This window comes from Clostridium thailandense (assembly GCF_019207025.1).
Taxonomy (GTDB): Bacteria; Bacillota; Clostridia; order Clostridiales; family Clostridiaceae; genus Clostridium_AM; species Clostridium_AM thailandense.
This window is the reverse complement of sequence record NZ_JAEEGC010000102.1, coordinates 14,904-32,040: the sequence shown is the minus strand read 5'-3', so window position 1 is coordinate 32,040 and position 17,137 is coordinate 14,904. Positions and strand designations below refer to the sequence as shown.

Genomic DNA, 17,137 nt, shown 5'->3' with positions numbered 1-17,137 from the left:
ATGATGAAGCTTACTAAAGACGGAAAAGCTCTTTACTTGCACTGTCTTCCAGCTGATATCACTGGTGTAAGCTGTGAAACTGGTGAAGTTGATGCTAGCGTATTCGATCGTTATCGTACACCACTTTACAAAGAAGCAAGCTTCAAACCATATATTATAGCTGCTATGATTTTCTTAAGCAAATTCAAAAATCCACAAGAAACTTTAAAAGCATTAGAATCAGCTTCAAAGCCAAGAAAGATGGACTAATTAGAAGGGGTGAAGGATTTCTATGAAAAAAAGAATTGTTATTGCTTTAGGTGGAAATGCCCTTGGTAATAATCTACCCGAACAAATGGTTGCAGTTAAAAATACAGCAAAAGCTATTGCCGATTTAATAGAAGAAGGCCATGAAGTTGTAATCTCTCATGGAAACGGACCACAGGTTGGAATGATTAATGATGCTATGGATATGTTTGGACGCTCAAATCCTGAGCATCCATCATTCACTCCACTGTCAGTATGTGTTGCTATGAGTCAGGCATATATAGGCTACGATTTACAGAATGCTTTGAAAGAAGAACTTCTTAACCGTGGCATAAAAAAATCTGTTACTACAGTAATTACTCAGGTTCGTGTGGATGAGGATGATCCTAAGTTCCAAAATCCTACAAAACCAATTGGTCCTTTCATGGACGAAGAAGGCAAGAAGCTTGCAGAAGCAAAAGGTCTTACTGTAATTGAAGATTCAGGAAGAGGTTATAGAAGAGTAGTAGCTTCTCCTCTCCCAAAAGAGATAATTGAAATTGATACTATAAAAAATCTATTAAACTCAGGTGAAGTCGTTGTTTCTTGCGGAGGCGGTGGTATACCTGTTATAAGACAAGGAAAGCACCTAAAAGGTGTTGGCGCTGTAATTGATAAAGATTTTGCTAGCAGCCTACTTGCAAAGGAAGTTAATGCTGACTTCTTAATTATACTAACTGCTGTAGAAAAGGTTGCTATTGATTTTAGAGGTCCTAATGAAAAGTGGCTTGACAATGTTACAGTAGAAGAAGCCAAAGAGTACATGAGTCAAGGTCACTTTGCTCCTGGCTCTATGCTTCCTAAAGTGCAGGCTGCAGTTGACTTTGCAGCTTCTGGAGATAACCACACTGCGTTAATTACCCTTCTTGAAAAAGCAAAAGACGGAATTAACGGTAAAACAGGTACATTTATCAGAAATAAATAAGCCAAAGTTAATATTAGTTAAATAAAAACAACTGTTTCTAGACTAATTAGTTAGTTCAGAAACAGTTGTTTTTCTATTTATATTACTATAGACGTCCACGGCCGACACTTAACTTATAAAAAATATTTATTGGTAACAGTTAACACAAATTAAATATTTTTTTAGAGGACAGAGGACAATTGACATAGGACAGTAAAGGAGGATTTTTCTCCGCTACACTACGAAAAATCTTTAAATTAAAAGAAACTTCTACTTTCTGAGTATTTGAATAAGCGATGTTTTACACTCACAAAACAAGCCTAAAAAATAAATTAGCTTTCTGACGTAAGGAAGAAAACTTACCTTTACTGTCCTATGTCCTTTGTCAATTGTCCTCTAGAAATATGTTTACATCTTTCAATTATTACCGATGATTTTCATAGTATAAGTTAAGTGTCGGCCGTGGGTATCTATATATCAAAAGGCTGCTGAAAATTTATTTTTCAGCAGCCTTTTTAAATTCTTCTCTTTACTCCACTTCTTTATCAAGATAACTATACATTGTATATTTAGATATACCAAAGTAATTTGATATTTTATTACCAGACTTTGTAATCAAAAATGCACCATGCTCATTTAAAAACTTAATAGCTTTGATCTTATCTTCTCTGGTCATATATGAAACTGGACGCCCTACCATATCTACAGCCCGTTGAATCAAATCATCCAGCAAATTATTTACATTATGATAGATATGAGTTGACTCCTCACTTTGTGGAGATTCAATACCAATGAGATTCTTTATCTCTTTTTGAAAAGCAACCATAGGAGATATATCATAATTAATACCAAAAATACCGGTTATATCACCTTTTTCATCTCTTATATATATAGTACTTGATTTTATCATTTTGCCATCAACTTCAGTTAAATAGGCAAGCTGATCTTCAATCTCCTCTGGTTTTTTAGTCAATGTATCCAGTACTACCATCGATGGGCCATCTCCTATACTTCTATTTGATACATGTCCATTTTCTATGGAAACAATGGAGTTATCTAGAGAAGTTTTATTTAAATCATGTATAACTATTTCGCAGTTATCTCCAAATTGTTTTGACAAAGCCTTTGCAAGACGGGTTAAAAAGTCCATCTTTAAATCCATAAAAACACTCCCTAAATTTATTACTTTATACTTTATTAAAACACAAATAAATATTCAATTACAATACAAAAAATAATTATCTAACATAATTATTTTTTAGCCTGCAGACTAAAAAAATAATTTTTCTAAAGAATTGGAAGTATTCTATTCAAAAACTCCCCATCTCCTCTATTTCCAATGAATTCTCCCTGACTAACAATAATCTTTCCTCTTTGCATTACCATCTCTATTTCACCCTTATATTGATATCCCTCATAGAGACTATATCCTGCATTTCCGTGAAGCATGTTTCCTCTAATTACACCTGTCTTTTCAGTATCAATCAATATAAGGTCTGCATCTGCTCCTGGTTGGATATTACCTTTCTTAGGGTATATTCCCATAATCTTAGCTGGATTATATGAAGCGATCTCTACAAAATGCTGAATACTTATTCTATTTTTCATAACTCCTTCTGTAAAGAGTACTCGTACTCTTTCCTCCACTCCAGGACCCCCATTGGGACACTGAGTAAAGTTCTTTAATCCATGTTCAATTTTGTCCTTAAAATAGAATGGACAGTGATCTGTTGCTACTACTTGTACAATCCCCTTCTGTATTCCTTTCCATAGAGCATCACAATCCTTCTGTTTTCTTAAAGGAGGTGACATTACATATTTTAACCCCTCTCCTTCTGGAAGAAGGTATTTGTCCTCTGTAAGCAGCAAATATTGAATACACGTTTCTACAAATATATTTTTTGCTCCATTTTCCTTGGCCTTGATTATCTCCTTAAGACTTTCCTCAGTGGATATATGCACAAGGTATAAGTTAGGATAGTCTGCCATTGCTGACAAGTGTATTAATCGGCTAACCGCCTCTGCTTCTGTATGTGGTGGTCTACTCGAGGCATGATATTTTGCCTCAGTCTTCCCTTCCTCTACAAAACTTCTTCTCAAATAATTGATGACCTCGTGATTTTCTGCATGGACTGTAAGTACTCCTCCAACTTTTTTCACAATTTTCATAACTTGAAGAAGTTCATCATCTGACAACTTGAAATCATAGGTCATATAAGCCTTGAAACTCGGAATTCCATTCTTCATTAGGTTCTCCATTTCTAAGAGAATATCTTCGTTAACATGCTGTAAAACTCCATGAAAACCATAGTCAATTACAGAATTGGAATCCGCCAATCCGTGGTAAACATCCAATTGGTGCTGAAGTGTGCATCCTTTTGGTCCAAAGGCAATATGATCTACAATGGATGTAGTTCCTCCACAAGCTGCTGCAATAGAGCCCTTATAAAAATCATCTACTGCTCTAAATTGTCCAGCCTGAAGATCCATATGAGTATGGACATCAATTGGACCTGGCAACACATATTTGCCTGAAGCATCTATGACAGTTGCTGCTTCGTCCTCAAACCCGCCACCCATTGCACTGATAATACCATCTTCGACGAGCAGGTCACACTTCACAACACTCTCTGTATTCACAACAAATCCGTTCTTAATTATTATTTTCATTTTCTCCTCCCGCTCTGCCAAAGCCTATTCTTAGGCTGTTTAATCGGTTTCATTTTTATATTATATAACAAGTGCTTTTTTCATGCAACCACTTGATCTTCCAAATAAGGTAAAAAACAAAAAATTTTTTTGATAAAAATAAATTTTTTTTGTTTTTTTCTTGATATAGAATTTTTAAAATGATAAAATAATTTTAAGGAAAGCAAAAAGTTTAATATATAAAATTATAAATATAAAAATGAAGTTAGTGCTGAGCTGTATAAGCTAGCATTATTTTAGTCTAGCTAGTTAAACGGTTTCAATTCTATTCCAAATGAAACTATTTATGTATATCTGTAATAAGCTTGTTCTATGCTTTTGGCTTGACCAAAAAAAATATCAATCTCTAAAAATATTCCACAAAATAAAAATATAGGAAACATATTTGAAATTGTATTTGATAGGAGTGTATTTGAAATGTTCAAAGTAAATGTAAATGGTAAAGACTATCAATCTGAAAAAGACATTGTGTTGATGGATTTTCTCCGTGAAGACTTAGGAATAACGTCAGTTAAAAATGGATGTAAAGAAGGAGCCTGCGGAACTTGCACAGTTATTATTGATGGAAAAACAACTCGTGCCTGTGTACAAAAACTTTCTAGATTAGAAGGAAAAAAAGTACAAACTATAGAAGGTTTTACAAAACGAGAAAGAGAAGTGCTTGTATATGCTTTTGCAGCTGCAGGAGCAGTGCAGTGTGGATTCTGCATTCCTGGTATGGTTGTTTGTGGTAAATGCTTGATCGATCAAAACCCAAATCCTACAAGAGAAGATGTAAAGCAAGCAATTCGTACTAATATTTGCCGCTGTACTGGATATGCCAAGATTGAAGATGGAATTCTCTTGGCTGCAAAAATGCTAAGAGAAAATACAGAAGTACCAGAGCTCAAGCAAACAGGTAAAGTTGGTGAAAGAACTTGCCGTGTAGATGCCCCTGAAAAAATTCTTGGAACAGCAAAGTACGCAGATGATTATAATTTTGATGATATGCTTTATGGAAAAAATGTATTCAGCAAGTATGCCCGTGCAAAAATTCTATCGATTGATACAAGTAAAGCACTTAAAATGCCAGGAGTTGTTGCAGTGTATACAGCAAAGGATATTCCAGGTAATAGATACATTGGTCACCTAGCACAGGATTGGCCAGGAATGATTGATGTGGGAGAAGAAACAAAATGTATCGGTGACACTCTTGCAATGGTAGTTGCAGAAACCAAAGAACAAGCGATAGATGCTGTAAAAGCTGTAGAAGTAGAATATGAAGAGTTGAAACCAATTTGCACGCCCGAAGAGGCCGCTGAGCCCGGAGCTCATCAAATACACGCAGAAGGTTTTATGCAATTTGGTAAGTTTATAATTCCGGAAAATAATTTATTTAGCCATCAGGAAGTAAAAAGAGGAAATATAGACACTGCTTTTACAAATTCGAAACACATAGTAGAAGGTACCTTCTATCTTCCACCTACAGAACATGCTTTCATGGAACCTGAAACTGCTATTGGTTTGCCTGATGAAGATGGTATTAAGGTTATTACAGGAGGTCAAGGTATATATGATGAGTATCATGAGATAAGTACCTACTTAGGCCTTCCCATAGAAAAAGTAAGAATACAAAGTGCTGCTGTTGGCGGCGGGTTCGGTGGCAAGGAAGATATGAGTGTTCAGCATCAGGCAGCACTTTGTGCTTACCTTTCTAAACGACCTGTAAAAGTATCCTTTAGCCGCCAAGAAAGCATAAACTATCATCCTAAACGCCATGCAATGAAAATATACTGCAAAATTGGTTGTAATGAAAATGGTATCCTCCAAGGACTAAAAGCAAGACTTATATCTGATACAGGTGCTTATGCCTCTCTTGGTGGACCAGTGTTACAAAGAGCTTGTACCCACGCTGGTGGTCCTTATAACTATCAAAATGTGGATATTGAGGGGGATGCTTACTATACCAATAATCCACCTGCTGGTGCATTCCGTGGCTTTGGAGTAACACAATCTTGTGCGGTTACAGAAGCTCTCATCAATCAATTAGCAGAAAAAGCCGGTATTTCCGGATGGGAAATCCGCTACCTCAATGCCATCAGACCAGGGCAGTCACTACCTAATGGCCAGATAGCAGATGAGGGAACTGCAATGGCGGAAACTTTAGAAGCTGTTAAAGAAGCTTTTGATAAATATGAAGCTGATCCAAATTACTATGTTGGTATAGCTTCCGCAATGAAAAATGCAGGTGTTGGAGTAGGTGTTCCAGATACTGGTCGCTGTAACTTAAAGGTAATCAACGGGAAAGTTCATGCCAGATCCTCTGCTGGTGCAATTGGACAAGGTATACAAACTGTATTGATGCAGATAATATGTGAAACAACAGGATTGATTCCAGATCAGATTATAGTGGAACATCCTGATACAAAATATACGCCTGATTCAGGTACAACAACGGCATCCCGTCAGACTGTATTTGCCGGAGAAGCTGCTCATCAAGTTTCCTTAAAGTTAAAAGCTGATTTAAAGGCTGGGTATGCTTTGGAAGATTTAAATGGTAAAGAATATGTGGGAGAATTTGATTTTAAAACGGATCCAATTGGTTCTCCAAAACCAAATCCAGTCAGCCATATTGCCTATGGCTATGCAACACAACTTTTTGTTATTGACAAAGACGGAAAAGTTATAAAAGTTATTGCAGCTCATGACATAGGTAGAATAATTAATCCTCTAACCGCTGCAGGTCAAGTAGAAGGAGGAATTGCTATGGGACTTGGATATGCCTTAACAGAAAACTTTCCACTTAAAAATGGTATTCCTCAAGCAAAACTTGGTACATTGGGCATTTTCAAATCAACACAGATGCCTCCTGTGGAGACTCATCTAGTTGAAAAAAATAATTCTGATATCGCCTTTGGCGCTAAAGGTATTGGTGAAATTGTATGCGTTATGGGCGCACCTGCATTACAAAATGCATATTACAAAAAGGATGGTATTTTTAGATACAGTTTACCTTTAGAAAATACCTATTACCGTAAACCAAAAGCTAATAAGACCACATAAAAAGAAAGGACTGAGCTCATTAAAATGTGTCTCAGTCCTTTTCCTTTTTATAAAACTTTCTTAAAACCTCTTCCATGAATTTCAGAAGCATCTGAAATAGATATAAAAGCTTTAGTATCAATATCAGTTACTATTTTTTTTAGTTCAGGTAATTGAGTAGAAGGTACTATGCAATAAAGTATTTTTTTATGCTCCTTAGTATACGCTCCCTCCCCATAGAGATATGTAACTCCTCTACCAAGCTTTTGCAATATATTCTCAGATATCTGTTCCTCCTTTTCGGTAATTATAAATATAGCTTTTGTTTTATTTAATCCTTTTACTATATAATCAATAACTGAAGTAGTGACATACATTGCTATAAGCGTATATAAGGCACTAGGCAGCCCAAACACTAACGCACCAAAGCATACTATGACCAAGTTCATACCAAAAGATATTTTGCCTATATCCAGGTTTGAATATTTTCTTTTGATTAAAATAGAGATAATATCAAATCCCCCCAAAGAGCCGTGATGTGCAAATACAATTCCTCCTCCAATTCCATTAATTACACCACCATACAAGCAATAAAGAAGTTCGTCATTTATCTGCAAAATATTAGATATAGGTCTGGTTATTATTAGTGATAAAGAAAATGTTATTATTCCTATTAGCGAATATATCGTAAACTTCTTATCCATATATTTCATACTTATTATAAATATAGGGACATTTAAAAGAAAGATCATATATCCAGCTGGAACCTTCAATAGATATTGAAATATCAAAGCTAAACCTGTGACCCCTCCTCCTAATAGTTTTGCCTTAACTAAGAACATATTTACTGCAATTGAACACAGGATTCCTCCAAAAATTGTAAATAATAAATCTATAATGTCTTCTTTACTTAAAAAATTTCTATCCATACTCTTGTCCTAAGCCGGAGAGTGTATTATAAATACACAAATCCAACAAATCTTCACTTCCTTTCTCTTATATTCTTCTATTAAAATGTTAAAAAAATTTTCACTTATGTAGCTATTATACTTATCCAAAACAAATAACCAAGTATTTCAAGAGTAAGTCACCCATAGAAAAAATCATTTGCAAATAATCTAACTGATTAATTAGTTAGATTATACATCCTTAAAGAAATACTTTCAATACGAAATAATTTTACATTAAACTATAAAAAATATGATGTGTAAGTTTTTAATCCCTACACACCACATCTTTTAATTATAAAATAAAACTTTACTCCTGTCTCAGTATTTTTCACTCCATATTCACCATGGTGCAAATCCAAAATACTTTTTACTATTGCAAGTCCTATTCCCGTACCACCAAGTTTCCTAGCTCTTGATTTATCCACTTTGTAGAAGTTATTCCATATTTTATCAATTTCTTCTTTCGGAATTGGTTTTCCAGTATTTTCTACCGAAACTGATACCTCATCTCCTATTTCTTCCATACTGACTACTATATTCCCATTTTCATCAGTATATCTTATAGCATTAGTAATAAAATTTGTTATAACTTGTTCCATTCTTGTCCAATCTGCAAAAACTTTTACTTTTTCAATTACGTTTATATCCATCCTTATATTTTTATCATTTACAACCGCTAGAAACTTTTTCATAGTAGTTTTTATAAGTTCATCTATAAAAAATTCTTCCTTAACTAATTTAAAGCTTCCAGACTCTAATTGAGACAAGTCCAACATATCAGCCACTAAGTTTCCCATCTTTTTACTTTCATCTATTATTACGTCAATATAATATTCTTTCTCATTTTCTTCAAAAATGTCATCTTTCAAACCTTCCGCATAACCACCTATAAGACTTATAGGTGTCTTTAATTCATGAGACACTGCAGCCACAAATTCCTTTCTCATTTTTTCTATTTTCCTTTCTTTCTCTATATCTTCTGCAAGCTTTATATTTACTTTTTTTAGGGAAGTTAAGGATTCATTTAAATTCTCAGATAAAAAATCTAATGTATTAGCCAAATTTCCTATTTCATCTTGTCTGCTTATATCACATTTTTGTGTAAAATCTAAGTTTGCCATCTTAGAAGCTGTTTCATTTAACTTTACCAATGGTTCTGTTACCATATTAGAATATATCAAAGATAATATTATTATTAAAAATATTGCCCCAATAAAAAAATATAAATAAAATTCCTTAATTACTGAAGAAGCCTCACTTACTGGTTGCAATGAAGATACTGCAAACATAATTTCGTCTTTAGAATTATTAGGAACCACACTTATAATGTATCTGGTTTCATTCAGTTTCCTCTCGGTAATAATAGTCATTGGCTTATTATTGGTTTTTATATTTGTAATTACATCCGATTTTGCAGTCCAATTTTTTATTAAATCATTTATCAATCTAACCCTTAAATTGTCGATTTTCTCACTTCCTGGTCTAATTACAAATTTTGATTTGCCTGAATCAGTTAATATGACTACTTTTGCATTATTTATATCTTCAAAGTCCTTTATAAGCTCTACAGTTTTCTGATCATCTTTACTCTTGTTATAAGAACTTCTCAATCTTTCAACCCCATTTTGAAGATCACTTTTCTTTTTAGATATATAGAATTTTCCAAAAAATAAAGATTGTATAGTTAGAGTACTACTTATAAATATAATAAATACTAATGCTGTTACAATAAATAATTTAAGAGTTATACTCCTGTTCATATTTTTAAAATTTATTTTTCTGAAGTTTATTTTTTTCAGGTTCATTTTTTCACCTCAAACTTATAGCCAGTACCTCTAACTGTTGCAATAAGATATGCCTTATCTTCAAGCTTCTCTCTGAGCCTTTTTATATGAGTATCTACTGTCCTTAAATCTCCATAATAGTCCACACCCCAAATTGTATCTAACATTTTTTCTCTGCTTAATACAATATCCTTATTTTTTACAAAGTAACACAAAAGTTCATACTCCTTTGGGGATAAATATATATCCTTATCATCTATTTTCACCTCATGATATTCTTCATTAATATATAGTCCATCAAAAAAATTACAATTATTAGTTCTATTTTCTTCTGGATATGCTCTTTTTATTAGCGCTACTACTTTTGCAGCTAAAATCTTGGGACTGAAGGGTTTTGTCACATAACTATCTGTTCCTAATTTAAAACCTAACAACTGATCTTCATCTTCACTTTTAGCTGTTAACATTATTATAGGCACATCTGAAATTTTTCTAAGCTCTTTGCACGTTGTCCAACCATCCATAATCGGCATCATTATATCAAGTATAACGAGATCGATCGTAGTTGACTTAAACTTTTTTAAGGCTTCCTCTCCATTTTCAGCATGAATGACATTAAACCCTTCCTTTTTCAGATATGCCTCTATAAGAACTCTCATTCTCTCTTCGTCATCAACAATCAAAATAGTTTTTGCCATTATTATCTCCCCTAATTTATCTTTTTATAGTAAATTATAACACAATTCTTGACATGTATTTCTAATTTTATTCTGATGTACTTTAACATTCTATATTTAAGATGTTGCTTTCTTACTGTGACATTCACATGTCAAATTTGTTAACATATTGTTAAATAAATGTGCATTAATCCTATACATACAAAAAGGAGCTATCGCATTATAAAGAAATACACCAGAAAGTTAACTTTCGGCGGTTCTTCTTTATAGTGGGACAGCTCCTTTTATCATTTAAATTATTCTACTATGGTCAATTCTTTATCATATTTATTAAGTACTTCGCATCCATCTTCAGTTACTAATACTAAATCTTCTATTCTAACTCCAACTTCTCCTGGCAAGTATATACCTGGCTCTATTGAGAATATTCTACCTGGTTCAACTATATCAGTGTTAGCAGAAGAAACATCACCAAAATCATGTACTTCTATACCAATTGAATGACCTGTTCTATGAGTAAAATACTTTCCATATCCTTCAGTCTCAATATAATTTCGTGCTGCAGCATCTATGTCACAAAATCTTACTCCTGGCTTAACAGTTTCTATAGCTCTTTTATTTGCTTCTAAAACTATATTATATACTTCTTTAGCCTTGTCTGAAGCATATTTATAGAATACAGTTCTCGTAATATCGGAACAATAAGAGTCTTTTACACATCCTATATCTATTATTACACTTTCTCCTTCTTTAACAATAGAGTTATCTGGTCCATGATGTGGATCTGCAGCATTGGCACCATATGCTATGATGGGATCAAAAGAAAATCCTTCTGCTCCTAACTCTTCATATATAGTCCCTAAAATTTGCCCCATTTTCTTTTCAGAGTGTTTTTCCGGGATAAGCTTAATCATTTTTTCTACAGCCATGTCATTTAACCTCGAAGCTTCTCTCATAAAATCTTTTTCTTGGTCATCTTTGTAGGCTCTTGCTATGTCTAATATTGATGAGCCATTTACAAAAGTACTTCCACCCTTTAATTCCATAAGTCTTAGTAAAAAACGAGCTGGCCAATTCTTGTCAACACCCATTGGTTTTTCTTTATCAACATATCTTGAAACTATTTCTACAGCATCTTGTGTATCATTAAACCATACTTTTTCCACCCCTAAATCCTCATGCACAGGAAATAATTCATTGATAAACAATTTGTTATTGCCATTTAAATTTATATATAATGCTAGCATTCTTTCTCCAGGATGTATCCATCTTCCTGTTAAATAGAATATAGCAGCTGGATCAGAAACTAACATTTGTGATAAATTATTAACTTCCATATCCTTCAATATTTTTTTTAGTCTTTGATTATTCATAATGAATCCTCCTTTGATATTTTCATAAATAAAATTTCATCAAGAAATGTTTACAACTTTATTTATATTCTTAATTTTTTATCTAATATTAATATTATCATATTAATATTAATATTCATAGGCATTTTTACAGTAAGACTTAATTTTTTTTAATATTACAAGATTTATTTATCAAGACTTAATTTTAATTTTACCAATTAAATAATAAATATTTTTTTGATTTAGTTATTATATTGAATTTAAATAGTTCATATGTTATGATTTTAAGGTAAAAATGGAAATTTTATATTTTAGATAAGGTTGTGATACTTATGGAAGATAAAATGATGGATGAAATTTCTGAAAAGATTCGTGCTACACGAAGAAAAAATGATTTAACTCTTAAGGAACTAAGTGAAAAAACGGGCTTGTCTGTTAGTTTTCTTTCTCAAGTAGAAAACGGCACCTCATCACTAGCTATTACATCCTTAAAAAAAATAGCTGATGCCTTAGGTGTTTCTATAAATACCTTCTTTGAGGATTGCCAAAATAGTAACTTTCATGTGAAAGTTGAAGAACAGCATGTTTTTAAAATGGAAGGATCAAATTCAGAGTTTACTTTACTAAGTGGTAAATTTTCTGAAAGAACTCTAGAGTCAATGATTGTATCAATTCCTCCAGAACAATCTCATGGTCACAAGTTTAACCATCCAGGTGAGGAATTTGTCTACGTATTAGAAGGAGCTATTATTGTAGACGTAGGTGGCACTGAATACTTAGTAAAAGCTGGTGATTCAATACACTATCCATCGAGTATACCTCATGTATGGAGAAATCCTTTAAAACAAAATTCTAAATTATTAACTGTATTAACACCTCCAATTTTTTAATTAACTTAATGAATGATAAAGCCTATAAATACTAATAATAATAAACAACTTCGATACTTCGAAGTTGTTTATTTGAATTAAACTATAAGGGAGGCTTTTATCTATCATGGATAATCAATTCTACATAAATTTGCCAAAATCAGTCCCTGAGCAAAAACAAGATAAGCAACCGGGATTAGAATCTTTAATGAACCCTAAACCTATTTTTGATGATCCTAACTATACAGGTTCAAGCAGATTATCTGGTAAAGTTGCCATAATTACTGGTGGTGATAGTGGCATAGGAAAAGCTGTAGCTCTAGCCTATGCAAAAGAAGGTGCCAATGTAGCTATTATATATTATGATGAACATAGTGACGCAGAAGCTACTAAAGCTTTAATTGAAAGTAGAGGAGTTGGATGTCTTTTATTGCCTGGAGACATCACTGATGATAATTTTTGCAGATCTACTATTCAAAAGGTTGTGGGAAAATTCAACAAAATAGATGTATTAGTTAATAATGCGGCTGCTCAATACCCACAAAATAGTATTGAGGACATCACAAATGAGCAATTAGATAAAACCTTTAAAACTAATATATACAGTATGTTCTATATGACACGCGCAGTTATGCCTCATTTTAATCCTGGATGCTGCATCATAAATACAGCATCTATAACCGCTTACGCTGGTGATGAGTTGTTATTAGATTACTCTGCTACTAAAGGCGCAGTAATCACTTTTACACGATCATTAGCACTCTCGTTAATAGGCAGAAATATAAGAGTAAATGCAGTTGCTCCCGGGCCTGTATGGACTCCCCTTATCCCTTCCTCCTTCAGCAAAGAGCAAGTTGGAAAGTTTGGTACGGATACTCCAATAGGAAGACCAGCTCAACCAGTTGATTTAGCACCTGCTTATGTGTATTTAGCTTCCCCTGAATCATCATATGTTACGGGCCAGACTATACATGTAAATGGAGGATCTTTTATAGGTGGTTAGTATAGACACATCCACGGCCGAAAGTAGACTTACACTCCGGTATATGTTTCCAAGCTTCAGCACTATAAAAACTTTTTATATGTGCCTTCAGCTTTAGAAACATATACCTGCGTATAAGTCTACTTTCTGGTATATAAAATATCTTCACCACCTAAATATAAAAGTAATCTGAATACTAAAAATAATAGCCAGATTACTTTTATTGTTTTTTATCTCTTATTTACTATACTCTTTATACATTTCTTTGAACAATTTTAAATGTACTTTTTCATCTTCTATAATTCTTTCAAGTAATTTTCTTATATATTTATCATTTATCAAGCACATATCTTTTTCATAGTTTCTAATAGCTTGTTTTTCTGATTTTATGTCTTCTAAAATCATATCTAATATACGATCTGTATAATTAACATATGCCGCCGACCAAAGTTGACCACAAGGATACACCGAGTTTGTATAAACAGGTTTAACACCAAGCAGCTTAATTGTTTCTCCCAAAAGGTGTAAGTGCTTCATTTCTACTATTGAGATGCCCTTTATTAGTTTAGAATAATCTTTATATCTATCTTCGCTTACAATATGTTGAAATACATACAAGCAACTAGCCGTCAATTCACTTACTGTACCAGCATAATCTTGAAGTAGTATATTTGCATAATTTATATTTTTACATTCTATCTTTGGTTCTGGATAGTGTGAATTCGCAGAAAAACTATTGTGTCTTGTTAAATCTTCTGGCATATTTCCTCCTAATATATTTTTTATACATTATAGAATATTATTCAAACCATATATTTATGTCTTAATTTCTATAAATTTTGATTGCAATCACAGTAATTCGATTCCTATAGTTCTATAATAAAATCAACGAAAAGAAAAAATTGTACCGAATTATAAGAGGAGGTTTTATTATGGATAAAATTGATAGGTTAGTGAACTTATTAAAAAGGTTAAATTCTGAAGAGATTACTGAATCTCTAAAATCAGAGGCTTTAAAGATGGTTTCCAGCGTGGATCCTTTAGAGTTATCTTTAGCTGAACAGAAACTAATTGAGGATGGAACTAAACCTGAAGATTTAAGACACCTATGTGATATTCATATGGAAGTTTTAAAAAGTGAATTAGATAAACTTAAATTAAAATTATCCCCTAATCATGTTCTTACTACTTTAATCGAAGAACATGACGAAATATTAAAACTATTAAGTCTATTAGAAGAACTCAATGCTAAAATACAAACAATATCTAAATATGATAAAAACATTATTGAATTTAATAATCTCTTAAAAACAATAGATAGCATAATTGATGCTGAAAATCATCATAAAAGAGAAGAAGATGTTTTATTTCCTGAGTTAGAATCACGAGGAGTTACCGGACCTACAAGAATTATGAGAATGGAACATGATATGTTAAGAAATAAAAAACATGAAATAAGAAATCTAATTTTTAAAATAGAAGCTATGGACTTTAATCAATTTAAGACATCCTTAGATGAAGCAGTTAAATATTTAGTATTTAACCTAAGAGACCATATTTATAAAGAAAATCACATACTTTATCCTTCATCTATAGAAACCCTTACCGATTCAACATTATGGAATCAAATGAAAGAAGAATGTGATAAAATTGGTTACTGCAGTTTTACACCTGGAAAATAGTATTAGATACCCACGACCGAAAATAGACTTATCCTCCGGGAGATGTTACCAAGCTTCGGCACCATCTCCCTGCGTATAAGTCTACTTTCTGTTGCAGGTATCTATATAGGATTGAATATACGAAAGCTAGTATAGGCTGGCTCTCTAGTGTTCAATCCTATATATTATTTTTGTATCTTAAATGAACTTTTTAAAGATACTATTCTATTAAATACTAGTTTGTCTTCAGTTGTGTATTTAGGATCTACATTGAAGTATCCTAATCTTATGAATTGGAATTTATCATGAGCTTTTGCATCTTTCATGCTTGGCTCTACAAATGCATTGAGTATTTCTAATGAATTAGGGTTGACCTGATCTAGGAAAGTCTCTCCATCTTCTTTTTCCTCATCTAATATTAAAGGTTCATATAATCTCACTTCTGCTGATACTGCATGTTTAGCACTTACCCAGTGAATTGTTCCTTTAACTTTTCTTCCTGTAAATCCAGTTCCACTCTTAGTTTCTGGATCATAAGTGCAATGCAATTCTACAACCTTACCATTTTCATCTTTAATAACATCATTACATTTAATAAAATAAGCTTCCTTAAATCTCACTTCATTACCTGGATATAATCTATGGTATTTCTTAGGAGGATCTTCCATAAAGTCATCTTCATCAATATACAATTCTCTCGAGAATGGAACCATACGACTTCCCAATTCAGGATTATCTTGATTATATGGAACCTCGAGCATTTCAACTTGGTCTTCTGGATAGTTTGTAATAACTACCTTAATAGGTCTTAATACTGCCATAGTTTTAAATACTTTCTGCTCTAAGTCTTCTCTTAAGAAATGTTCAAGCATTTGAGCGTCAACAGTACTAGCCGCTTTAGCTACACCTATAGCTTTACAAAAATTACGTAGAGCTTCAGGTGTAAATCCTCTTCTTCTTAATCCTGCAATCGTAGGCATACGAGGATCATCCCATGCGTCCACAAATTTTTCATCAACTAATAATTTTAACTTTCTTTTACTCATAACTGTATTAGTCAAATTTAATCTTGCAAATTCTATTTGCTTAGGCTTGCTTTCCATCTCACATTCTCTTACCACCCAATCGTATAGTGGACGATGATCTTCAAATTCTAATGTACAGATTGAATGCGTAATTCCCTCTATAGCATCCTCAAGTGGATGTGCAAAGTCATACATTGGATATATACACCACTTATCACCTGTATTATGATGTGATGAATGAGCTATACGGTATATTACAGGATCTCTCATATTTATATTAGGTGATGACATGTCTATTTTAGCTCTTAATACCTTTTCACCATCTTTAAATTCACCATTTTTCATTCTCTCAAATAAATCTAAATTTTCTTCTACTGTTCTATTCCTATAAGGACTTTCTTTTCCTGACTGAGTTAGGGTTCCTCTATATTCTTTCATCTGTTCTGCACTCAAATCATCTACAAAAGCTATACCTTTTTTAATTAATAAAGTGGCTCTCTTGTACATTTCATCAAAATAATTTGAAGCAAAAAATAAATTATCCCACTCAAAACCTAACCACTTAACATCTTCCTTTATTGATTCAACATATTCTGTATCTTCTTTAGTTGGATTTGTATCATCAAAACGTAAGTTTGTTTTACCTTTAAATTCATCTGCCAATTCAAAATTCAATACTATTGATTTTGCATGGCCAATATGTAAATATCCATTTGGCTCTGGAGGAAAACGCGTTACTATCTCTTTATATTTTCCTGAATTTAAATCTTCCACTACTATATTTTTTATAAAATTTGATGAACTTGTCATATTTTCCATTTTTCTCACCCTTCTCTTATGCATTAAATTCATACTAAAAATAAATATATCACAAAATAGCATTTCTTTCTATTAATAATTCACAAAAAACTATTTTTT

Annotated in this window: 13 protein-coding genes and 1 pseudogene; 6 read left to right on the top strand and 8 right to left on the bottom strand. The window is 32.7% G+C overall.

What is annotated here, in order from left to right:
* Together I6U48_RS18795 and arcC are read left to right on the top strand one after the other, a co-directional pair.
* Window positions 1–249 (top strand): annotated as a pseudogene (locus I6U48_RS18795) (knotted carbamoyltransferase YgeW); the annotation flags it as partial.
* Between the two features lie 22 nt (window positions 250–271).
* A complete protein-coding gene (gene arcC / locus I6U48_RS18790) occupies window positions 272–1,210 on the top strand; it encodes a carbamate kinase (protein WP_218322011.1) in 939 nt (312 codons plus the stop codon).
* Window positions 1,211–1,718: 508 nt separating this feature from the next.
* Here arcC and I6U48_RS18785 read toward each other — a convergent pair.
* Window positions 1,719–2,351: a helix-turn-helix transcriptional regulator gene (locus I6U48_RS18785; protein ID WP_218322010.1), complete on the bottom strand. Its 633-nt coding sequence runs from the start codon at window positions 2,349–2,351 to the stop codon at window positions 1,719–1,721.
* A 125-nt stretch (window positions 2,352–2,476) separates the two neighbouring features.
* Window positions 2,477–3,859: a dihydropyrimidinase gene (hydA, locus tag I6U48_RS18780; RefSeq protein WP_218322009.1), complete on the bottom strand. Its 1,383-nt coding sequence runs from the start codon at window positions 3,857–3,859 to the stop codon at window positions 2,477–2,479.
* 456 nt (window positions 3,860–4,315) lie between these two features.
* Here hydA and xdh point away from each other — a divergent pair, with 456 nt between their 5' ends.
* Window positions 4,316–6,940, top strand: coding sequence for a selenium-dependent xanthine dehydrogenase (gene xdh / locus I6U48_RS18775; RefSeq protein WP_218322008.1), 2,625 nt, complete (start codon window positions 4,316–4,318; stop codon window positions 6,938–6,940).
* A gap of 47 nt (window positions 6,941–6,987) precedes the next feature.
* On the opposite strand, the gene I6U48_RS18770 is transcribed toward xdh, so the two are convergent.
* From I6U48_RS18770 to I6U48_RS18755, 4 genes are all read right to left on the bottom strand, one after another.
* Complete coding sequence (locus I6U48_RS18770; RefSeq protein ID WP_218322007.1) at window positions 6,988–7,848, bottom strand: YitT family protein; 861 nt, start codon at window positions 7,846–7,848, stop codon at window positions 6,988–6,990.
* Between the two features lie 293 nt (window positions 7,849–8,141).
* On the bottom strand, window positions 8,142–9,674 hold the full coding sequence (locus I6U48_RS18765; RefSeq protein ID WP_218322006.1) for a HAMP domain-containing sensor histidine kinase: 1,533 nt from the start codon (window positions 9,672–9,674) through the stop codon (window positions 8,142–8,144).
* Window positions 9,671–10,351 (bottom strand): response regulator transcription factor, encoded by a 681-nt coding sequence (locus I6U48_RS18760; RefSeq protein ID WP_218322005.1) that lies wholly within the window; start codon window positions 10,349–10,351, stop codon window positions 9,671–9,673. The genes I6U48_RS18765 and I6U48_RS18760 overlap by 4 nt, the downstream gene beginning before the upstream one ends.
* A gap of 275 nt (window positions 10,352–10,626) precedes the next feature.
* Window positions 10,627–11,703 carry a M24 family metallopeptidase gene (locus I6U48_RS18755; protein WP_218322004.1) on the bottom strand — a complete coding sequence of 359 codons (1,077 nt, stop codon included), beginning with the start codon at window positions 11,701–11,703 and terminating at the stop codon, window positions 10,627–10,629.
* 323 nt (window positions 11,704–12,026) lie between these two features.
* Between I6U48_RS18755 and I6U48_RS18750 the strand changes: the two genes are divergently transcribed.
* Together I6U48_RS18750 and I6U48_RS18745 are read left to right on the top strand one after the other, a co-directional pair.
* Complete coding sequence (locus I6U48_RS18750; RefSeq protein ID WP_218322012.1) at window positions 12,027–12,572, top strand: helix-turn-helix domain-containing protein; 546 nt, start codon at window positions 12,027–12,029, stop codon at window positions 12,570–12,572.
* Window positions 12,573–12,678: 106 nt separating this feature from the next.
* Window positions 12,679–13,554 (top strand): SDR family oxidoreductase, encoded by an 876-nt coding sequence (locus I6U48_RS18745; RefSeq protein ID WP_218322003.1) that lies wholly within the window; start codon window positions 12,679–12,681, stop codon window positions 13,552–13,554.
* A 216-nt stretch (window positions 13,555–13,770) separates the two neighbouring features.
* On the opposite strand, the gene I6U48_RS18740 is transcribed toward I6U48_RS18745, so the two are convergent.
* On the bottom strand, window positions 13,771–14,295 hold the full coding sequence (locus I6U48_RS18740; protein WP_218322002.1) for a ferritin-like domain-containing protein: 525 nt from the start codon (window positions 14,293–14,295) through the stop codon (window positions 13,771–13,773).
* A gap of 170 nt (window positions 14,296–14,465) precedes the next feature.
* Here I6U48_RS18740 and I6U48_RS18735 point away from each other — a divergent pair, with 170 nt between their 5' ends.
* On the top strand, window positions 14,466–15,215 hold the full coding sequence (locus I6U48_RS18735) for a DUF438 domain-containing protein (RefSeq protein WP_218322001.1): 750 nt from the start codon (window positions 14,466–14,468) through the stop codon (window positions 15,213–15,215).
* Between the two features lie 164 nt (window positions 15,216–15,379).
* Here I6U48_RS18735 and I6U48_RS18730 read toward each other — a convergent pair whose 3' ends face one another.
* Entirely contained in the window at window positions 15,380–17,038 is a 1,659-nt protein-coding gene (locus tag I6U48_RS18730) for a glutamine--tRNA ligase/YqeY domain fusion protein (RefSeq protein WP_218322000.1), read from the bottom strand.
* Between the last annotated feature and the right edge of the window lie 99 nt (window positions 17,039–17,137).

Bases quoted from the DNA above. Each gene is read 5' to 3' on its own strand.
- hydA (WP_218322009.1), bottom strand. From the start codon at position 3,859: ATGAAAATAATAATTAAGAACGGATTTGTTGTGAATACAGAGAGTGTT.
- I6U48_RS18765 (WP_218322006.1), bottom strand. From the start codon at position 9,674: ATGAACCTGAAAAAAATAAACTTCAGAAAAATAAATTTTAAAAATATG.
- I6U48_RS18740 (WP_218322002.1), bottom strand. From the start codon at position 14,295: ATGCCAGAAGATTTAACAAGACACAATAGTTTTTCTGCGAATTCACAC.
- I6U48_RS18735 (WP_218322001.1), top strand. From the start codon at position 14,466: ATGGATAAAATTGATAGGTTAGTGAACTTATTAAAAAGGTTAAATTCT.
- I6U48_RS18755 (WP_218322004.1), bottom strand. From the start codon at position 11,703: ATGAATAATCAAAGACTAAAAAAAATATTGAAGGATATGGAAGTTAAT.
- I6U48_RS18730 (WP_218322000.1), bottom strand. From the start codon at position 17,038: ATGGAAAATATGACAAGTTCATCAAATTTTATAAAAAATATAGTAGTG.
- I6U48_RS18745 (WP_218322003.1), top strand. From the start codon at position 12,679: ATGGATAATCAATTCTACATAAATTTGCCAAAATCAGTCCCTGAGCAA.
- I6U48_RS18770 (WP_218322007.1), bottom strand. From the start codon at position 7,848: ATGGATAGAAATTTTTTAAGTAAAGAAGACATTATAGATTTATTATTT.
- arcC (WP_218322011.1), top strand. From the start codon at position 272: ATGAAAAAAAGAATTGTTATTGCTTTAGGTGGAAATGCCCTTGGTAAT.
- I6U48_RS18785 (WP_218322010.1), bottom strand. From the start codon at position 2,351: ATGGATTTAAAGATGGACTTTTTAACCCGTCTTGCAAAGGCTTTGTCA.
- xdh (WP_218322008.1), top strand. From the start codon at position 4,316: ATGTTCAAAGTAAATGTAAATGGTAAAGACTATCAATCTGAAAAAGAC.
- I6U48_RS18750 (WP_218322012.1), top strand. From the start codon at position 12,027: ATGATGGATGAAATTTCTGAAAAGATTCGTGCTACACGAAGAAAAAAT.
- I6U48_RS18760 (WP_218322005.1), bottom strand. From the start codon at position 10,351: ATGGCAAAAACTATTTTGATTGTTGATGACGAAGAGAGAATGAGAGTT.